We start from the raw sequence: 19975 nt of genomic DNA on the forward strand, positions 1-19975 counted from the left end.
TGGCGAAAGGAAAGGGGCGAGGAAAGCCCGCAAGGGCTTGATGAGCTACTCCCTAGCCTTGCCCCCAGCCTCCGCCCCCCGGGGTACCCATGCCAAACACCGCGCCCGCGGGCAGGTCAATCTCGTCAAACCCTTTCAGATCAACCCGCGTACCATCTGGCATTTCAGCCCAATTCACGCCCACAGCCCCAGGCGCACCGCCGGCAACACCAAATGGTGCTACTTCGCGATGCGAGCAAAGTGTTGTCACCGTGACCGGTTTCAGAAACCGCATACTGCGCCACGCACCATTTCCACCTGACCATTTGCCAACGCCACCAGAGCCATCCCGGACCGAGAAAGCCTCAAGCCGTACTGGAAACCGTTTCTCAAGAATTTCAGGATCGGTCATGCGCGTGTTGGTCATGTGGCTTTGCACCGCATCGCACCCATTGAACCCCGGCCCCGCACCGGTGCCCCCAGCAATAGTTTCGTAATTCTGGAAATCGTCATTGCCCCAGATAAAGTTATTCATCGTCGCCTGCGAACTGGCCATAACCCCCAATGCACCATAGAGTGCATTGCAAGTGGCCTGAGATACCTCGGTATTCCCCGCAATCACCGCCGCCGGATAGACCGGGTTCAGCATTGAACCATCCGGCACAACGATCCTGAGCGGTTTCAGACAGCCTTCATTGAGCGGAATTTCCGCCCCAACCATGGTTCGAAAGACGTAGAGCACCACAGCTCGGCAAACGGCCAACGGCGCGTTGTAGTTGCCGGGATGCTGTGGACTGGTGCCTGAGAAATCGATTACGGCCTCGCGCGCTTTATGGTCGACACTCACATGCACGTCGATCTTGGCACCATGATCCATCGGATAGCTGAACTGGCCATCCTTGAGCCGGTCAATCACGCGGCGAACGCTTTCCTCGGCATTGTCCTGAACGTGGCCCATATAGGCCATCACCACGTCCAATCCATACTGTCCGACAACTTTCAGCAACTCACGCCGCCCGGTCTCGTTTGCGGCGACCTGCGCCTTGAGGTCTGCCATATTCTGATCCGGGTTACGCGCCGGATACATGCCGCTTGCCAGCACGTCGCGGGCGGTTGCATCCTGTAAAACGCCCCCTTTGACCAGCCGGACATTGTCGATCAGAACACCCTCGTGGTCGATATGGGTGCTATCGGGCGGTCCGGATCCGGGTGTCCGCCCGCCGATATCTGCATGATGCCCGCGAGAGCCCAGCCAGAATACCACTTTGCCGTCATGGAACACAGGCGTCACAACCGTCACATCCGGCAAGTGTGTGCCGCCATTGTATGGCGAGTTCAGCATAAATGCGTCGCCGTCGTGAATGTCTCCGTCATTCTCGCGCATCACCGTGCGAATACTCTCCGCCATTGACCCCAGATGTACTGGCACATGCGGTGCATTGGCGACCAGATCACCCGCCGTATCAAAGATCGCGCATGAAAAATCGAGCCGTTCCTTGATGTTCACAGACCAGCTCGTATTGGCCAGCGTCGCGCCCATCTGGTCCGCGACACTCATGAACAGGTTATTGAACACTTCCAACAACACTGGGTCCACGTTAGTGCCCGCTGCCACTTCGCGCGCTTTTTCTTCGTGCCGTTCCAGAACAAGGTTGCCCAACCGGTCAACCCGCGCCGACCAACCCGGTTCAACCACGTTCGTGCCAGTCTTTTCCTTTATGACAGCAGGCCCCTTGACCACCGAGTCGTGGTTTAACAGGTCCCGATCATAAATCGGCACCTCTCCCCACACGCCTCCGGTATACATATCGATCTGCCCGACCGGAACGCCGTTGCCTTTAGGCATGTCGCCCGAAACCGCACCGGTGCCACCGCCCGTGGCTTCGACACTCACCATGTCGATAAGGATCGTGCGATCCGGCGAGATAAAGCCGTAACGTTCTTTGTGCCGTGCCTCAAAATCTGCCCGAGCACGCGCTGCATCACCAAAAACCACCGGAATCGCCTCGTGCGAGCCCTCATAACGCAGATGCGCGCGATGCTGGCATTGCACATCTTCGCCGCCTTGCTCTGCCACCTCGGCCAACGCGGCATCGGCCAATGCATCTGATACGTCCCGCGCCACCGTTACATCACTCAGGGGCACATCCACCTGCGCCTCCTTCATCGAAGAAATTTGTGCCAAGCCCATGCCATAAGCCGACAAAACACCTGCATATGGATGCACAAAAACCCGTGTCATGCCCAGCGCATCGGCCACGAGGCACGCGTGCTGCCCGCCCGCGCCGCCAAAACACTGTAAGGTGTATTGCGTCACATCATGGCCGCGCTGAACGCTGATCTTTTTGATCGCGTTGGCCATGTTGTCCACCGCAATACGCAGAAAACCTTCGGCCATCTCTTCAGGGCTGCGCGCTGCCTCACCTGTTTCTGCCGCGACGTCGCTGGCCATTTTTGCAAAACGCTGACGCACCACCTCAACATCCAAGGGCTCGTTGCCCTCGGGACCAAACACATGTGGGAAATGGTCGGGGTTCAGTTTACCCAGCATCACGTTGCAATCCGTCACGGCCAATGGCCCACCACGCCGATAACAGGCCGGGCCGGGATCCGCACCGGCGCTTTCCGGTCCTACCTGAAATCGCCCATCACGGAAGGTACAGATCGACCCGCCCCCTGCAGCCACAGTATGAATATCCATCATCGGAGCGCGCATGCGCACACCCGCCACTTCGGTCTCAAACGAGCGTTCGTAGTCACCTGCGTAATGGCTCACATCGGTGGACGTTCCCCCCATATCGAACCCGATCAGGTGATCAAAGTCTGCGGCTTCGCCGGTCTCGACCATGCCGACAATCCCGCCAGCGGGTCCGGACAGGATCGCATCGCGCCCCTGAAACCGGTGCGCCTCGGTCAAGCCGCCATTGGATTGCATGAACAAGAGCCGCTCACATGCTGTACCCAGATCAAGCGCCCCAGCAACCTGATCGACATAACGTCGCAGAATTGGAGACAGGTACGCATCGACAACCGTCGTATCGCCGCGCCCAACCAACTTGGCCAATTGGCTAACCTCGTGGCTGGCGCTGACTTGCATAAACCCGATCTCGCGCGCCATTTCAGCGGCCCGCGCCTCATGGACAGGGTTCAAATAGGCGTGCAAACCCGCAATCGCGATGGCGCGAATACCGCGGTCGAAACCCGACTGCATCGCCTTGGACAATGCATCCTCATCCAGACAGCGAACAACACCGCCCTCGGCATCCAGCCGTTCGTCCATTTCGACCACGTCTTCATACAGCAAATCAGGCCGCTTGATCTCAAGATCAAACAGGCGCGGGCGTGACTGATAACCGATTTGCAACAGATCGCGGAACCCCTTGGTGATCACCAGCAACACACGTTCGCCCTTGCGCTCCAACAGCGCGTTTGTCGCCACAGTGGTACCCATCTTGACCGCACTGATGCTGTTGGAAGCAAAATTTCCAGTCACACCCATCACGTCGCGAATGCCCTGAACGGCGGCGTCCTTGTAGCGCTCGGGGTTCTCAGACAACAGTTTGTGCGTGACAATTCCGCCATCCGGCTGGCGCGCGACAATATCCGTAAACGTGCCACCCCGATCGATCCAGAATTCCCAACGCCCGCTCATCGCTGCCTCCGCAATTTTTCTGCACGAGACAGGCTTCTCCTTCCCGTCGACCAATGTCAACGCCCCAACGCAAGAAGCGCCCGCTAGGGCGCGCGGAGCTGTCGCACCTCAAAATCTTTACAAATTCCATTTTCCGAATATGAAGGGAGCTCCCGTATTCGGAGACCCACCATAAATGTCCCGCTATTTTCCGATTTTGACCTGGGCGCGCTTCTACACACCCCAAACGTTCAGCGCCGACCTAATGGCCGCTGTGATTGTAACGATCATGCTGATCCCACAGTCGCTTGCCTATGCGCTCCTCGCGGGTCTGCCACCAGAAATGGGGCTTTATGCATCGGTTCTCCCACTTGCGGCCTACGCGATATTTGGCACCTCACGCACGCTTTCTGTCGGACCAGTTGCCGTGGTCTCACTCATGACCGCCGCCGCGATTGGCAATCTCGGTCTCGAAACAAAGACTGACTACATCGGCGCTGCTATCACTCTTGCTTTCCTGTCTGGCATGCTGCTCACACTTATGGGGCTCTTTCGCCTCGGCTTTCTCGCGAATTTCCTGTCACACCCTGTTATCGCCGGGTTCATCACCGCCTCTGGTATCCTGATCGCCACCAGCCAACTCAAACACTTACTTGGTGTCACCGCCCACGGTCACTCGCTGCCAGAGCTGCTAACGTCTCTCGTCAGCCACCTGCCTGAAACCAACCTGGTCACACTTACCCTTGGTTCGATGACACTCGTATTTCTGTTCTGGGTGCGCTTTGCACTAAGGCCGACACTCACAAAATTTGGTCTGCCGTCGGGCCTCTCCGATATCCTCGCCAAAGCTGGCCCAGTTGCTGCAATCGGTATCAGCACCGTTGTGGTCTGGGCTTTTGGCCTACCCGAAAAGGGCGTGCAGATCGTGGGCACCATCCCCGCGGGGCTTCCGCCCCTAACCCTGCCCAGCTTTGACCCGGATCTTTGGTCAGCTCTCTTTACGTCGGCCCTGCTTATCTCCGTCATCGGCTTCGTTGAATCTGTTTCCGTCGCTCAGACACTCGCCGCCAAGAAACGCCAGCGGATTGATCCCGATCAAGAATTGATCGGGCTTGGCGCATCAAATATCGCGGCTGCCGCCACGGGCGGTTATCCTGTCACCGGAGGATTTGCCCGATCCGTCGTCAATTTCGATGCGGGTGCCGAAACCCCCGCTGCCGGAGCCATGACAGCCATCGGGATTGCACTCGCCGCGCTTTTTCTCACACCCATTTTATTTTTCCTGCCCAAGGCAGCGCTGGCGGCCACCATCATTGTTGCCGTCACGTCGCTGGTCGATTTTTCGATCCTTAGAAAAACATGGCGCTATTCCCGTGTCGATTTCACTGCTGTCGCCGCGACCATTCTGCTCACGCTGGGCTTTGGTGTCGAAGCCGGTGTCGCGGCGGGCGTTCTACTTTCCATTGCGCTTTTTCTCTTTAAAACATCGCGTCCGCATGTCGCCGAAGTTGGCCTAGTTCCCGGCACACAGCATTTTCGCAACGTCCTGCGCCACGAGGTGCAGACGGACCCAGCGATTGTCACGCTCCGCATTGATGAAAGCCTTTACTTCGCCAATGCGCGTTACCTTGAGGACCACATCAATACCCGTGTGATCGGTGACGATCCAGTCCGCCACGTTGTTCTCATGTGCTCAGCCGTCAATGAAATCGATATGAGCGCGCTGGAAAGTCTCGAAGAGATCAACCAGCGACTTTCGGATATGGGTATCACGCTCCACCTGTCAGAGGTCAAAGGCCCGGTCATGGACCGATTGAAACGCAGTCATTTTCTGGATGACCTCACAGGCAGCGTCTTCTTGTCTCAACACGACGCGTGGAAAACACTCTCAAGCGAAACATCAAAGCCAACTGCTGCCTGAAACGGGCCCGAGGGCCCGTGCCTGCGGCGCGGGTATTTGGGAACATTGAGAATTCCAAAGGTTATTGCGCCGGTGCGCCCGATCGCATCCGGCAGGGCGCCCACAGCGCGCACGCCGCCAGAATAAGCCCCGACACGGTCGCAATCATTCCCGCGGCACTGACCGCATTGTCCAGCCCCAACCACAATGGCCCATATCCCGCCAGAATATATCCCAGCACCGCCGATAGAACTGCAAATACCACCGACCAAGTGATCTGTATCTCAAGCCGATTGGTCATCAAACGGGCAGCAGCGGGCGGGCAAATGAACATCGCAATAACGATGATCGACCCGACCGCGTCAAACGCGGCCACCGCCGCAATTGCGGCAACAACCACCAGCGCCAGTCCAATCCAGCTGGTGCGCATTCCAAGCGTCTGCGCAAAGGCTTCATCAAAGGTCGACAATTTCAACGGGCGCCAACACACCCACAGGAACACACCCACCGCAACCAGCGTGAGCGCGATCCGCAGCAACTCGTCCGGCAACCCGGCCAGCGCAACCGGGTCGAGCAGGCTCTCCCAGCCCACGGCGTCCAGCCAGATGAGCGCCTCCAGATTACCGTAAAGCGCGTGTTCAACGTCCAGATGAACACCGGACGTGTCGCTTTGCTCCAACAGCAAAACGCCACCCGCGAACATCGCCGTAAAGGTCAGTCCCATCGCCGCGCCCGGTTCGATCCGTCCTAGACGGCGCACAGCCTCTATCATGACCACGGCCACCAATGATGCCAGTGCCGCGCCAATCATCGTCGGCCACGCGGTTACCACACCCGTGACCAAAAACGCTACCACGATACCCGGCAACACCACATGGCTGATCGCATCTCCAATCAACGCTTGGCGCCGCAACAAAAGGAAATTTCCCGGCAACGCGCAGGCAACAGCAGAAAACACGCCGATCAATAATGGTGTCAATGACAGAGGAACAAACTCGACACCGCTCATGACATCACCCCTTTTGGTCCGCCAATTCGGTTGTCAATTTCGTCAATCTGATCACCTGTCAGCACGGTCTCAATCTCACGCAACCCGTCATACAGGGCCGCCGCGCTTTCAAACAACGGGTCCGCTCGCACTAATTCCCAGCGTTTCTCGTCGCGCAGCGCCTTTGCCGCCCGCGCCTTGCCAGCTTCGGTCGCCACCCCATCCGACAGCGCAAGTCCTGCCCGCTTTAGCAGACGCAGCGTAAATGCTTCATAGATCGGTTGACCTTGAGCCAGCGCTAACAACCCTTGGCGCAAATGCACACGACGTTGGAACCGGCGATGGCGCAGTATCGCAGCCAGCACGCCCCGGTTTGGAGCCAGAAACAACGATACCGCAAACATCGCAAAGCTGACCAGAACGATGATCGGGCCAGTTGGCAGCGACGGTGCGCTCGCCGACAGGGCCGCACCAACCCACGCCGCGATGCCTCCGCATGTGCCGGAAATAAGCACCATCAAATCCGTGCGATTTGTCCAGAACCGCGCCGTCACCGGAGGGATGATCAGCATGGCCACAATCAGGATCAAGCCCACGATCTTGAGCCCCACCACCGTGACCGCCATTGCCAGCCCCATGATCGCCAGATCGATCCGCGCCACATTAACCCCGCTCGAGGCCGCAAATTCCGGGTCAAATGCCACATGGCTCATGGGGCGGCGCAAGATCATCACCAGCACCAGCGTCAACACGCCTCCACCGGCAATCACCATCGCGTCATTCCACAGCATCCCCGCTGTTGACCCCAATAAAAACCCTTCCAGGCCCGCGGCGCGCCCTGCGCTCATGTTTTGAATGACGGTGAGCAACACAATGCCAAAACCAAAGAACACCGACAACACCGCGCCAATCGCGGCATCTTCGGCCAGACGTGTGCGCCGGGTCAGCCAGTTCACGCACAACAAACCCAATCCAGCGGACACAGCCGAGCCAAACAAAAGACCGGGCAAGTTGCGTCCGTCACCGCCCAGTGCCACCATCGCCATAAAGGCCAGACCAACCCCGGGCAGTGTCGCATGGCTGATCGCATCGCTGACCAGCGCGCGTTTTCGCAAATAGAGGAACGTCCCCGTCACCCCAGCGGCCACGCCGAGGAAACAGGCACCAATTGTCACCAGCGTGGCATTGTAGCCAAGCTGCAACGTCAACGCGTCCCAAATCATAACTTAGCTCGCCGCACGATCCATCTGAGCCGTCGCCAGACGGCCACCATAGGCCCGATCCAAAGCGTCCGGCGTAAAGGCTTCGGCCACGGACCCTTCGGCAACCTTACGTGTGTTGATCAGGAACACCCGGTCAAAATACTCGTGTACCGTTGCCAGATCATGATGCACCGCCACCACCGTCTTGCCATCTGCACGCAATCCCTTGAGCACCGCGATAATCGCCTTTTCGGTTGCGGCATCGACACCGGCAAACGGTTCGTCTAACAGATACAAATCTGCCCCTTGCGCCAACGCGCGCGCCAGAAACACTCGCTGTTGCTGACCACCGGACAATTGCCCAATCTGGCGATCTGCAAAATCCGCCATTCCGACGCGCTCCAAACATGAGGTGGCCTTGTCCAGATGCGTCTTGCGCACCCGTCGCAACAAACCCAGCTCACGGTACAGCCCCATCAAAACAACGTCGATCACTCGTGTTGGAAAATCCCAGTCAACGCTGGCGCGCTGCGGAACATACGCGATACGATGTCGTTGTGATCTGAGAGGCTTTCCAAAAACCTTTGCCTGCCCGGCCAAGGGTGTCACAATCCCAAGCGCCGCCTTGAGCAATGTCGATTTACCGGCCCCATTTGGGCCAATGATAGCCGTCATTGACCCCTCTTGCACCGTCATATCGACCGAAAACACAACCGGCTTTTGACCGTATGACACCGTCATCCCGCGAATTGCCAGTGGGCTCTCTTCCGGGTGGCGCGCATCTGGTGCAATGCCTTGATCAGAGATCAACTCAACTGTCATATCAAGACCCCGCTGACAGCTTGCCGCTCAAACCACGCGCAGGCACCGAACCGCCCAACGCACCAGCTATCACTGTGAAATTATGGTCAATCATGCCGGGATAAGTGCCCTCATAGGTGCCCTCCTGCCCCATCGCATCTGAGAACAGCTCGCCTCCGATGATCACCTCATGCCCCTTGGCGGCTGCACCCTCGCTCAGCGCGCGGATCGACCGGTCCGAGACCGAGCTCTCCACAAACACGGCACCGATTTTGCGCTCAACCAGCAGGTCTACCAGTTCGCCAATGCGGTTCAGGCCCGCTTCGGATTCGGTCGAAATGCCCTGAATACCCATAACCTCAAACCCATATGCGCGGCCAAAATAGCCAAATGCATCATGCGCCGTTACCAAGACGCGTGCTTCTTGGGGCACCGTGGCCATCGCCCGTGCACCATAGACGGCCAAGGCCTCCAGCTCGGTAATCAGAGTTTTTGTGTTGGCTGCAAACAACTCGGCATTCGCCGGACTTTTGGCGGTCAGCGCGTCGCGGATATGCTCTACAACATATGTCCACAATGTCGGGTCCATCCAAACATGAGGGTCAAACTTGTCGGCATAATCGTCATGCCCGCGCAACAACTCGCGGGGTAAGGTGTCTGTCGCCGCCACAACTGTGCCGCGCTTTTCCAGCTTGTGCAGGAAATCCTGCATCTGTGCCTCAAGATACAACCCATGCCACAGCACAAGATCCGCGCGCGTCATGGCGACAATATCGGTGCGGGTCTGGCGATAGGCATGCGGATCAACTCCCGCCCCCATCAGTGACTTGACCTCAACCGCGCCACCACCAATGCGACGCGCGGTATCAGCAATCATGCCCGTCGTTGCCACAACCGACAGTGTGTCGGACGCCAAAACCGGACCGGAAAAACCGGAAAACCCAACTGCGGCACCAGCTGCCAGAAAACCACGACGCGAGAATCGCATGGACGTACCTCACCCTTGTTCAACTTGAATATGAGAACCATTCTCAATAATGTCAACGCAATTGCGAATTATTTGCAACTTAACTTGACCAAAAGGTCAAAAAATGACGATTTCCCCAACGCGCGCGCTTGAAAACCACCCGTCACCGTGACACGGTAAGGCCTGTTTTTTCGATCAGGCCCCACCTGAGGACACGCACATGCAGACGCCTATCATGACACAGGACGACACCACGTCCGGCCACCAGCTGCCCACAGCCATCGAGCCCCGCAATCCCGGCATGGCGCTTGATCTCGATTGGGTGCGCATGGCACAGGCCAACACGTCAGCCATTGAACGTCGCGCCAAGACACTGCCGGGCCGCCGTTCGGTCAAGAAAGACTATCAGGCGGCATGGCTCTGTCGGGCGATCGCTTGCATCGACCTGACAACTCTGGCTGGCGACGATACCGAAGAACGCGTGCGCCGACTATGTGCCAAGGCCGCAAACCCTGTGCGCGCAGACATCCTCGATGCGCTTGGCATGACCGGGCTCACTACAGGGGCTGTCTGCGTTTACCACGACATGGTCGACACGGCGGTCTCCGCCGTCGCAGGCACAGGTATCCCTGTCGCAGCAGTCTCCACCGGCTTTCCAGCGGGTCTCTCACCTTTCCATCTGCGCGTGGCAGAGATTGAAGAAAGCGTCAAAGCAGGCGCCGAAGAAATCGATATCGTCATCACCCGCCGCCACGTCCTGCAAGGCAATTGGCAGGCACTCTACGATGAGATGAAAGCCTTCCGCGAAGCGTGCGGCGACGCGCACGTCAAAGCCATTCTCGCCACCGGCGAACTCGGCACGCTTCGCAACGTCGCGCGCGCTTCGCTCGTGTGTATGATGGCCGGAGCCGATTTCATCAAAACGTCAACCGGTAAGGAAAGCGTTAATGCCACCTTGCCTGTCTCGCTCGTCATGATCCGCGCCATCCGCGACTATTACGACCGCACCGGCTACCGCATCGGTTACAAACCCGCAGGTGGCATCTCCAAGGCCAAGGACGCCCTGGTCTACTTGGCGCTCATGAAAGACGAACTCGGCGACCGCTGGCTGCAACCTGACCTTTTCCGCTTTGGCGCAAGCTCGCTTTTGAATGACATCGAACGCCAGCTCGAACACCATGTCACCGGCCACTATTCGGCCTCCTACCGCCACGCAATGGCCTGAGGATACGCTCATGACCGTGAAAGAAATCTTCGAGTCTATGGACTACGGCCCCGCCCCTGAATCCGCTGCTGATGCGCTGGCATGGATCGTTGATCAGGGCGCGGCTTTTGGCCAGTTCATCAACGGCACTTGGACCACTCCGCGCAAGGATTTCCAGTCGCGCAATCCTGCCAACGGGGAAACTCTCGCCGACCTGTCTCAGGCCACCCAAGACGAAGTGAACGCCGCCGTTGATGCCGCCCGCAAGGCGCAACCCAAATGGCAAAAGCTCGGCGGCCATGGCCGCGCTAAGATCATCTACGCCATCGCGCGCCTGTTGCAAAAACACTCACGCCTCTTTGCCGTGCTCGAAACACTCGACAACGGCAAACCGATCCGCGAAAGCCGCGACATCGATATCCCCCTTGTCCAGCGCCACTTCTACTATCACGCTGGCATGGCCCAACTGATGGAGAGCGAACTGCCCGACGCAGAGGCACTCGGCGTCTGTGGCCAGATCATCCCTTGGAACTTCCCCCTCCTGATGCTCGCATGGAAGGTCGCCCCGGCGCTCGCCATGGGCAACACGGTGGTGCTGAAACCCGCCGAATACACGTCTCTTACCGCCCTCCTGTTTGCTGATATCTGCCAACAGGCGGGCGTCCCTGCAGGTGTGGTCAACATTGTGACTGGCGATGGCGCTGTGGGCGAAATGATCACCGCCCATGACGGCATCGATAAAATCGCCTTCACTGGCTCCACCTCTGTTGGGCGCGCCATCCGCGCCGCCACGGCAGGCTCGGGCAAATCCCTCACGCTCGAGTTAGGCGGCAAGTCCCCTTACATTGTTTTTGACGACGCCGATATCGACAGCGCCATCGAGGGGCTTGTCGATGCAATCTGGTTCAACCAAGGCCAGGTTTGTTGCGCCGGCTCACGCTTGCTTGTGCAAGAAGGCATCGCAGATCGGTTCCACGCCAAGCTCAAGACCCGCATGGATGGGTTGCGCCTTGGCAATCCGCTCGACAAATGCATCGACGTCGGCGCGGTCGTCGATCCGGTCCAGTTGCAAACCATCACCAACTTGGTGGCCAGCAACACCGAAGGCGAAACCTACGCCGCCGCCGTCGACATGCCCGTCGAAGGCTGTTTCTACCCGCCCACCCTGATCACCGGCCTCGCCCCCTCGTCACGCCTCATGCAAGAGGAAATCTTCGGCCCCGTACTGGTCTCCACCACTTTCCGCACTCCGTCCGAGGCCGTGGCACTGGCCAACAACACGCGCTACGGGCTCGCCGCAACGCTCTGGACCGAGAATGTGAACCTCGCCCTCGACATCGCACCGAAACTGGTTGCCGGGGTCGTATGGGTAAATGCGACCAATCTCTTTGACGCCGCCGCTGGCTTTGGCGGAATACGCGAAAGTGGCTTTGGACGTGAAGGCGGCTGGGAAGGTCTTTCCGCCTACACCAAACCCAATTCCAGCGCCAAGCCGCTCAATCCCCTCACCGCATTCACCGGCGACAAGGGTCCCGCTGACCCGCTCGACCGCACCGCCAAACTCTATATCGGAGGCAAGCAGACGCGGCCCGATGGCGGCTATTCCCGCAACGTTTACGGTAAAACCGGCGCCCTTCTCGGACAGGCCCCACTGGCCAACCGCAAAGACCTGCGCAACGCAGTCGAGGCTGCCCAAGCCGCCAAAGGCTGGTCCGGCACCACCGGGCACCTGCGCGCGCAAATCCTCTACTATATCGCCGAAAACCTCTCGGCACGGCATGATGAATTCGCCGCCCGGATCAACGCCCTGACCGGGGCGCGCAACGGCGCGCGCGAGGTCGACGCCGCGGTCCAGCGCCTCTTCACCTATGCCGCTTGGGCCGACAAATACGATGGCCAGGCACATGGTGTGCCAATTCGCGGCGTGGCGCTGGCCATGAAAGAACCCGTTGGTGTGATCGGCGCCTTCTGCCCAGACGAGGCTCCCTTGCTCGGTCTAGTCTCGACAATGGCCCCCGCCATCGCCATGGGCAACCGCGCCATACTGATCGCATCCGAGCCTTTCCCCCTCGCCGCCACCGACTTTTACCAAGTGCTGGAAACCTCTGACGTGCCCGCTGGCGTGGTCAATATCCTCACTGGTTCCCACGCCGAACTCGCCAAACCACTGGCCGGTCACCTTGATGTGGACGCGGTCTGGTCCTTCTCCTCGACCGACCTTTCCGCCACACTCGAACGCGAAAGCGCGGGCAACCTCAAACGCACCTGGGTCAACAACACCCAATCGCGCGATTGGCACGGCCCAGCCGGAGAAGGCGGCGCCTTCCTGCAAGCGGCAACCCAGGTTAAAAACATCTGGATCCCCTACGGCGAATGATTGAAAGGGGCAGTCTGCCATGATCGCCCCTCACTTCGTCTTGTAAAAATACTTTGCCCTTGTCACAGCCCGCTGTGACGGGGGCAAAGCCGCCTTTCCCACGTCACCTTCCGCGCTCCTATTCGGATGTTGCATAAAAGGTCGCATTCAACAACATTTCCCCTCCACATCAGCAGCCGCGCGTACGCAATTACGCCCAGCGGCCTTGGCCGCATAAAGCGCCTTGTCAGCCGCCTTAATCAAGTCTTGCGGCATGGTCCCATCAGCTGGATAGCTCGCCACACCAATAGAAATCGTCACCCGTGGCAACTCACCGGCCCCATAGCGCACCTGAACCTCTTCAACCGCTGCCCGCAATTTTTCCGCAATCACAAGCCCACGTGCCGTATCCGCCTTCGGCACCAGCACGGAAAACTCTTCACCACCAAATCGGCACGGCGTTTCTCCTTTGGCAAACATGTCCAGCATCTTGTCGCTGATCGCGCGCAACACCATGTCGCCCGCATCATGCCCGTGATTGTCGTTGAACGATTTGAACTTGTCCGCGTCAAATGCCAGCAAAGCAAAACTCTCATCCTTGCGCGCTGCCATGACCCCATCGGATCGCAACGCCTCCAGGAAATAACGTCGATTGTATAATCGGGTCAGCGGGCCGCGCGTGCTCTGGTCGTGCAACTCGTCGCGCAGTTTCACATTGGCAATCGCCAGACTGATATGTTCTCCGCATTGCAACGCAAACTCGTTCGCCTCCAGAACACGCCTGCGCTCCATCTGCGCTGGATAAACCACGTGCAGTAATCCAACCGTATCTCCATGAGCTACAATCGGCACACAGATCGCATTCTCGATCTCTGGAATGCCATCTGCCGCGTCCAGCATATGCTGACACTCTAACCCGGCACCGGATGCGTCATAATGATAGCCCCGGCCGCGTCGCAACGCCCAACAACTGTCCGGCGCGATATGGTCGTGGGTTTTGGCCTCCCCCCATGTACAGCTCCCGTCCAACACATCACGCGAGTTGGAATACAGATACAGCTCTCCATCGGTGCACGGCAGCAGGCTCGGCATGAAACGACGCACGACCTCAAACAGCTCGTCCAGTGACTTGCAGCTCTGCAACCACTCGTCCAGCTGCGCCAGCAGCTTCCCTTCACTGCGCCAAGCTTGCTCTTTTGCCAGAAGAGCAAGCGCCTTTGTCTCCGCGGCTTCCGCGGCCTTCTTTGCCTTGTCCAAGTCGGCGGCGTCCCGACGAAACTGGGTCACATCGGTAAAAGTCACCACATATCCGCCATCCATCAAGGGCCGCGCAAAGGATGACACCACCCGCCCCGAGGGCATATTACGATCAAAGTGGAACGGCTGACCGCTTTTGAAATTCCCCTGAACTTCATCCATTTTGGCTTGGGAAATAACGCCATACGAGACACTGATTTTCAGAAACTGTTCTCGGCTCATCCCCACCCGAAGATCACACGTATTCAACTCCAGAACTCGGAAAATCCTGTCATTGTGAAGCCTGCACACACCGTCCGGCGACCAAGCGACGATGCCCTGCTCCATCTGGTTGAGGATTTCAAACAGCTGTGCGCTATTACTGCTCATGACCGGCGTGGCCGTGTTCGTCTTTGGTGGCTTTCTGTTTTCCGTCATGTACGTCATCGCTCCAACCCCAAGTCGGGCCCCAAGCTAACGGCGAACCGTCTGAATTGTGTTAATGCTCCCTAAATCAGTCGCCAAAAATGCATCGCCTTTGAGCAAAATGCCTTCGAGTACACCCGCCCATCATCTGGCGCCTATCCAGCCCACAAAGCTGTGCCAGGGTAAAATTGCGACCACGCAAACCAAAACGCCTGATGACTGCCCAAATCTTTGCCGCTTGCATCCACTGCCCGAATGCCCCCGGCATCCAGCTTCAAATGTACGTTCTCAACAATAACGTCGCGCCCCTGCTTTAGCGCAGAAAACGCCTTGCTACGCTGAAACGCCACCGGCTGACCGCTCGCCGTCACCACACCGATCACATCCTCATGCACGCCCAAACGCGGGTCCACATCCCCCACCGGGAAAATCGGGCCATCCGCATCGCGCCCATTGCGAAAATCGAAATTCCGCCCCAGCGCCAACGACTCGACCAGTACTGTTGTCTCTGGATGTGCTTTTTCCCATTCGCCCCAGGTTGTCGTTACAACACTGACCTGCTCCAGCTTGACACCCTTCCTTGCCAACGGCCCTGTCACCGCATCGCCGCGAAACGTGTCAAAAACCGAGTAGGTGTTGAGGTCATACATCACCTTGTTCGACCGGATAAGCAGTCCCGACGTCCTCAAAACAGGCCGCATAACGCCTGGGATGTTATCCGTGAAATAGGCCTGCGCCGCGCCGCATAACGTGCAATAGGGAATACCCAAGTCGCGCCCGCCCAGCGTGTCATTCACCATCTCGCGCACTTCCATGATCTGGCGCGGATAGGCGCGGTATTCGCCATTGACCTCAACTCCAAACACGATGTCACGCTTCTTTAACCACCGCGCCTCCTTAGCACTCACAACCTCCGGGTTGTCCGCGGCCGGAATGCAGTTGCACGGGGTATCCGTCGTGCCAAATGGACGGTCATCAATCAGCACGCCACCCCACGATACCATGCGCCAGTCAATGTCACCCTCGACAAAGATGCGCTCCCATCCGGGGACGAAATTTGTAAAAATCGAGCGCTTCGTGTCCAAATACCCCGGATAGGCCGGAATATTCCATGCGATCAGGTAATCCGTAATCTCCCCCCAGCGCTGAGGTGTTTTCAACTCGACCTGCAATAAGGTTTCTGCTGCGGCGGCTAAGGCATCGTCAAAGTTACGCCGCCACGTGAACCGCATCATATCGCTTATGATCCACACCAGCCGTGGATCGCCAGACTCCGCAATTTCGCGCAGCGCAGTCTCCTGATCCTGCCCCCAAGCCGATTGCTCAAGGCTTTCTTCAAACACCACATGTACCGCCTCTCGCACGGCTGGAGGCAACCGGCCTTCCGGAACGCCCGGCGGCGCGCCATATTGCTCAATCACATGTGACGAGAGTGCCTTTGCGTAAACACGCGGCCCAGCGCTAATGGTTACCAGCGCCCCCAAAACCATCACCCCAACCATCCTGCGGATCACGCCAATTATTCCACGTGACATGCTCATGCTTTCCCCCCTTTGTTGTGACTTGCCCAAATCGGGTTCGGCGCAACCGAACTCACACACCCAGTGTCGCACAAACACTCGACCACTCAATTCACGTCTGTATCATCGACGCGTGAGCGCACGCTAAACAGCAATATTTGCACCCAATTATTGTGCTAAACCCAATCCCATACACCGCGAGAGAGAAGCTATGACCCGCGATTACTTGACGACCAACAAAGATGTCTGGAATGCCGACGCCGCCAACTGGGTCGATTTTGCTAAGGACCGCTGGGTTCTCGATCCACCGCAATGGGGCACCTGGGGCAATACCGAAGAACAACTGTCCATGCTGCCTGTCGATATGGCGGGCATGGACGCAATCGAGCTCGGATGTGGCACGGGGTATGTCTCTTACTGGATGTCCCGGCGCGGAGCGCGGGTGACGGGGATCGACATCTCTACCGAGCAACTGCAAACCGCGCGCAATCTGGCAACACAACACGGCTCTGACATCGCGTTTGTCGAAGGCAACGCCGAGGAAACCGGCCTGCCCGATGGGTCGTTCGACTTTGCAATCTCGGAATACGGCGCCTCGATCTGGTGCCCTCCGGATTCGTGGCTGCCCGAGGCATGGCGATTGCTGCGCCCCGGTGGACAGCTCGTGTTCCTCGGCAACCACCCTTTATCACTGATCTGTTCGCCACTCGACGGTGCGCCCGCCAATCGCACCCTGCACCGGCCCTACAAAAACATATGGGGCGCTGACTGGACCACGGTCGAATTTGAACCGACCGGCGTGTGTTTCAATCTGACTATGTCTGGTTGGATGGACTTGTTTTCACAAATCGGCTTCCTCGTCACCCGGTATCAAGAACTCTATGCACCAGAATGGGCGCAAGGGACACGCGCCGCGATCCCTTCTGACTGGGCCAAAGAATACCCGGTCGAGCAGGTCTTTCACCTCAGAAAACCGAACTAGAATGAAAAAGACCCCCTATCACCGACAAGGGGCCTGCTTCTTTACACGCCGTCAGGCTTACCAACCACCACAAAGGTCAGCGCCTCTGGGTCCAACAGCTCGCCCGCGACCCGGTTGATCTGGTCCAGCGTCACCGCATCCACCTGATCATTCCGCGTCACAATGTAATCAACCGGCAAGCCATCCATCTGCATTCCAACCATGATCTTGGCAATCGACCCGTTACCATCAAATCGCAGCGGATAGGCCCCGGTCAAAAGCGCCTTGGCCGCTGTCAGTTCGTCCTGCGTGACGCCATTCTCGGCCATTCGCGCCCATTCAGCGCGGATGACGTCAATCGCCTCGCCAATCCGGTCGTTGGCCGATGCCACACTGCCCAGATACAAGTCGGAATGATCCCGAAGAACCAGATAGGAATAGACCCCATATGTCAGGCCGCGCTTCTCACGCACCTCGGTCATCAACCGGCTTTCAAAACCGCCGCCGCCCATGATCGTGTTGAGCACATAGGCCGCAAAGAAATCCGGGTCTTCTCGATGAATACCCGGCTGGCCAAAGATCGCCACTGATTGTGGCGTTTCAAACTCAACCACCTCCACTTCACCGCTCAACACTTCGTTCGCGCGTTCGGGCAGGGGCGCGCCCGTCTCGGGCAACGCCCCCAAAAGGTTATCCAGCAACATCCCAAGCTCGTCGGCGGTGATGTCGCCCACCGCCGCAACAAACAGCCGGTCCCGCGCTAATGCGCCCTGATGGGCCTCAACAATGTCGTCGCGGGTCAAGGCCGTCACGCTCTCAACAGTGCCTGACCCGTCGGTGCCATAGGGATGATCACCAAAAACCGCCGCATTGAAATGTTCTCCTGCGATGTCGTTAGGATCCTTTGCACGAGAGCGAATGCCACTCAGCACCTGCGCACGTACCCGGTCCACAGCAACCTGTGGAAAGGTCGGCTCGATCAGTGACAAGCGCAGCAACTCCAATGCTTCATCGCGGTTTTCGCTCAGAAACCGGGCCGAAATCGTGACCGCATCATCGTGGCTGTCATACCCAAATTGCGCCGCCAGCGCTTCGCTTGCGCGCGCAAACCCCTGTGCATCCAGATCACCGGCACCCTCTTCGAGCAACCCAACCATCAGGTTGGTCGCCCCGCGTTTGCCCGCAACATCCAGCGAGGTGCCGCCCCGAAACCGCAGTTCCAGCGCAACAAATGGGATAGACGGTTCCTCTACAAGCCACGCCTTGATCCCGCCCTCAGAGGTCACTTCCTTGATGTTGATCTCTGCCCATGCGGGCAATGCCGCAAAAAACCCGACAAATACCAATACAAACCGCATCATTGCGTGACCTCCTCTTCGGCCATCAACCAGCCCGTGACCGACCGTTTCCTGTCAAACACAGCTTGTGCCGCTGCAATAATCTCGTCTCCAGTGATCGATTGCAGGATCTCGGGCCACTCCTGAACATCCGCAACCGTCAACCCGGACGTCAACGCGCGCCCGTACCGATTGGCCAGCGCCTCAACGTCGTCTCGGGCATACACCTGGCTCGCTCTCAGCTGCATCTTGATCCGGTCAAGCTGCTCTCCGTCTACGCCTGTTTCGATAAACTCAGCCACAGCTGCGTCCATTGCGTCCTCGGCCTCTCGCAGCGACACGCCCGGCACTGGCACCACAGTCAAGTTAAAGGTGGTCTGATCCAGCGTCGTTCCACTATACCATGCCCCGGCATAAACCACTTTTTTTGCCTCAAACTGCAACTTCTGGTTCAAAACAGACGTCTGCGATCCGCCTAAAACCTCGCCCAGCAACGTCAACGCCGCAGCCGTGCGCTGATCACCGGGGTTGCGCTCGGGTGCAAGGTAGGACCGCGTTACATATGGCTGCGACACGCGCGGATCGCTGTACTCCATGCGCCGCGCGCTGGTCTGTGGCGGTTCCTGTGGGCGTGCACGTGGCCCAAGATCGGGATTGGCCGGGATCACACCATAGTATTGTTCCGCCAAAACTTTGACCGCATCGGGCTCAACATCGCCGGCGACGACCAGAATGGCGTTATTGGGCGCATAGAACTGTTCGTAATACTCCAACGCATCTTCCAATGATAAATCCACCATCTCGTGGCGCCAACCAATGATAGGTACGCCATACCGATGGTTCATGTACTGCGCCGCGCTCATCTGTTCGCGAAACAGCGAACCGGGGCTGTTCTCCACCCTTTGATTGCGCTCTTCGATGATCACATCCCGCTCGGTTAGAATGTCCTCATCATCAAGCTGAAGGTTGACCATCCGATCACTCTCCATGCGCATCATCAATTCCAGCCGATCTGCAGCGACCCGTTGAAAATACCCGGTGTAGTCATAACTTGTAAACGCATTGTCGCGCCCGCCATTAGCCGCCACCGTGGCGGAAAACTCGCCCGGTTCCAGCGTTTCCGTCCCCTTGAACAGCAAGTGCTCCAGAAAATGCGCCACCCCGGACACACCAGGCTTTTCATCTGCCGAACCGGCTCGATACCAAACCATATGCATGACAACCGGCGCCCGATGATCCTCGATCACCACCACCTCCATGCCGTTGTCCAGCGTGAAATCCGTCACCAGATCACTGGCCCACGCGGGCACGGCCAAAACAGCGGCTCCCACAGCCATAGCGAAACGTCGCAACATGAAAAACCTCTCTGCGAAGAACCAACCGCATCCGCAGACCGGTCGAAAAACTATCACATGATAGTTACGCTCGAACGGCGCGGCTGCAAGGGCTGTGACAGAGATGTGAGGA

The 19975-nt window shown here is 58.2% G+C and carries 13 protein-coding genes; 4 read left to right on the top strand and 9 right to left on the bottom strand.

Going from position 1 to position 19975, the window contains the following annotated elements; all coding sequences use genetic code 11:
• Positions 1–52: 52 nt before the first annotated feature.
• Positions 53–3631, bottom strand: a complete 3579-nt coding sequence (locus tag CLV88_RS14915) for a hydantoinase B/oxoprolinase family protein (protein ID WP_106609210.1) — start codon at positions 3629–3631, stop codon at positions 53–55.
• 175 nt (positions 3632–3806) lie between these two features.
• On the opposite strand from CLV88_RS14915, the gene CLV88_RS14920 reads away from it, so the two are divergent.
• Positions 3807–5531: a SulP family inorganic anion transporter gene (locus tag CLV88_RS14920; protein WP_106609211.1), complete on the top strand. Its 1725-nt coding sequence runs from the start codon at positions 3807–3809 to the stop codon at positions 5529–5531.
• A 61-nt stretch (positions 5532–5592) separates the two neighbouring features.
• Here the strand turns inward: CLV88_RS14920 and CLV88_RS14925 are convergent, their stop codons facing one another.
• The 4 genes from CLV88_RS14925 to CLV88_RS14940 are packed head-to-tail and all read right to left on the bottom strand — an operon-like array spanning position 5593 to position 9489.
• Positions 5593–6519 (bottom strand): metal ABC transporter permease, encoded by a 927-nt coding sequence (locus CLV88_RS14925; RefSeq protein ID WP_106609212.1) that lies wholly within the window; start codon positions 6517–6519, stop codon positions 5593–5595.
• Positions 6516–7721 carry a metal ABC transporter permease gene (locus tag CLV88_RS14930; protein ID WP_106609213.1) on the bottom strand — a complete coding sequence of 402 codons (1206 nt, stop codon included), beginning with the start codon at positions 7719–7721 and terminating at the stop codon, positions 6516–6518. The genes CLV88_RS14925 and CLV88_RS14930 overlap by 4 nt, the downstream gene beginning before the upstream one ends.
• 3 nt (positions 7722–7724) lie before the next feature.
• Positions 7725–8522: a metal ABC transporter ATP-binding protein gene (locus CLV88_RS14935; protein ID WP_106609214.1), complete on the bottom strand. Its 798-nt coding sequence runs from the start codon at positions 8520–8522 to the stop codon at positions 7725–7727.
• Position 8523: 1 nt separating this feature from the next.
• Positions 8524–9489 (bottom strand): metal ABC transporter solute-binding protein, Zn/Mn family, encoded by a 966-nt coding sequence (locus CLV88_RS14940; RefSeq protein ID WP_106609215.1) that lies wholly within the window; start codon positions 9487–9489, stop codon positions 8524–8526.
• Positions 9490–9688: 199 nt separating this feature from the next.
• Here CLV88_RS14940 and deoC point away from each other — a divergent pair, with 199 nt between their 5' ends.
• Both deoC and CLV88_RS14950 read left to right on the top strand, forming a co-directional pair.
• A complete protein-coding gene (gene deoC, locus CLV88_RS14945; RefSeq protein WP_106609216.1) occupies positions 9689–10693 on the top strand; it encodes a deoxyribose-phosphate aldolase in 1005 nt (334 codons plus the stop codon).
• 10 nt (positions 10694–10703) lie between these two features.
• On the top strand, positions 10704–13049 hold the full coding sequence (locus tag CLV88_RS14950; RefSeq protein ID WP_106609217.1) for an aldehyde dehydrogenase family protein: 2346 nt from the start codon (positions 10704–10706) through the stop codon (positions 13047–13049).
• A gap of 147 nt (positions 13050–13196) precedes the next feature.
• On the opposite strand, the gene CLV88_RS14955 is transcribed toward CLV88_RS14950, so the two are convergent.
• A complete protein-coding gene (locus CLV88_RS14955) occupies positions 13197–14654 on the bottom strand; it encodes a diguanylate cyclase (protein ID WP_243403675.1) in 1458 nt (485 codons plus the stop codon).
• Positions 14655–14845: 191 nt separating this feature from the next.
• Positions 14846–16231 carry a DUF3179 domain-containing (seleno)protein gene (locus tag CLV88_RS14960; RefSeq protein WP_243403676.1) on the bottom strand — a complete coding sequence of 462 codons (1386 nt, stop codon included), beginning with the start codon at positions 16229–16231 and terminating at the stop codon, positions 14846–14848.
• Between the two features lie 190 nt (positions 16232–16421).
• On the opposite strand from CLV88_RS14960, the gene CLV88_RS14965 reads away from it, so the two are divergent.
• Positions 16422–17192: a class I SAM-dependent methyltransferase gene (locus tag CLV88_RS14965; protein WP_106609219.1), complete on the top strand. Its 771-nt coding sequence runs from the start codon at positions 16422–16424 to the stop codon at positions 17190–17192.
• 41 nt (positions 17193–17233) lie between these two features.
• Here the strand turns inward: CLV88_RS14965 and CLV88_RS14970 are convergent, their stop codons facing one another.
• Positions 17234–18532, bottom strand: a complete 1299-nt coding sequence (locus tag CLV88_RS14970; RefSeq protein WP_106609220.1) for a M16 family metallopeptidase — start codon at positions 18530–18532, stop codon at positions 17234–17236.
• On the bottom strand, positions 18529–19863 hold the full coding sequence (locus CLV88_RS14975; protein WP_106609221.1) for a M16 family metallopeptidase: 1335 nt from the start codon (positions 19861–19863) through the stop codon (positions 18529–18531). Before CLV88_RS14975 ends, CLV88_RS14970 begins: the two co-directional genes overlap by 4 nt.
• Between the last annotated feature and the right edge of the window lie 112 nt (positions 19864–19975).

Source organism: Shimia abyssi, from assembly GCF_003014475.1.
Taxonomy (GTDB): Bacteria; Pseudomonadota; Alphaproteobacteria; order Rhodobacterales; family Rhodobacteraceae; genus Shimia; species Shimia abyssi.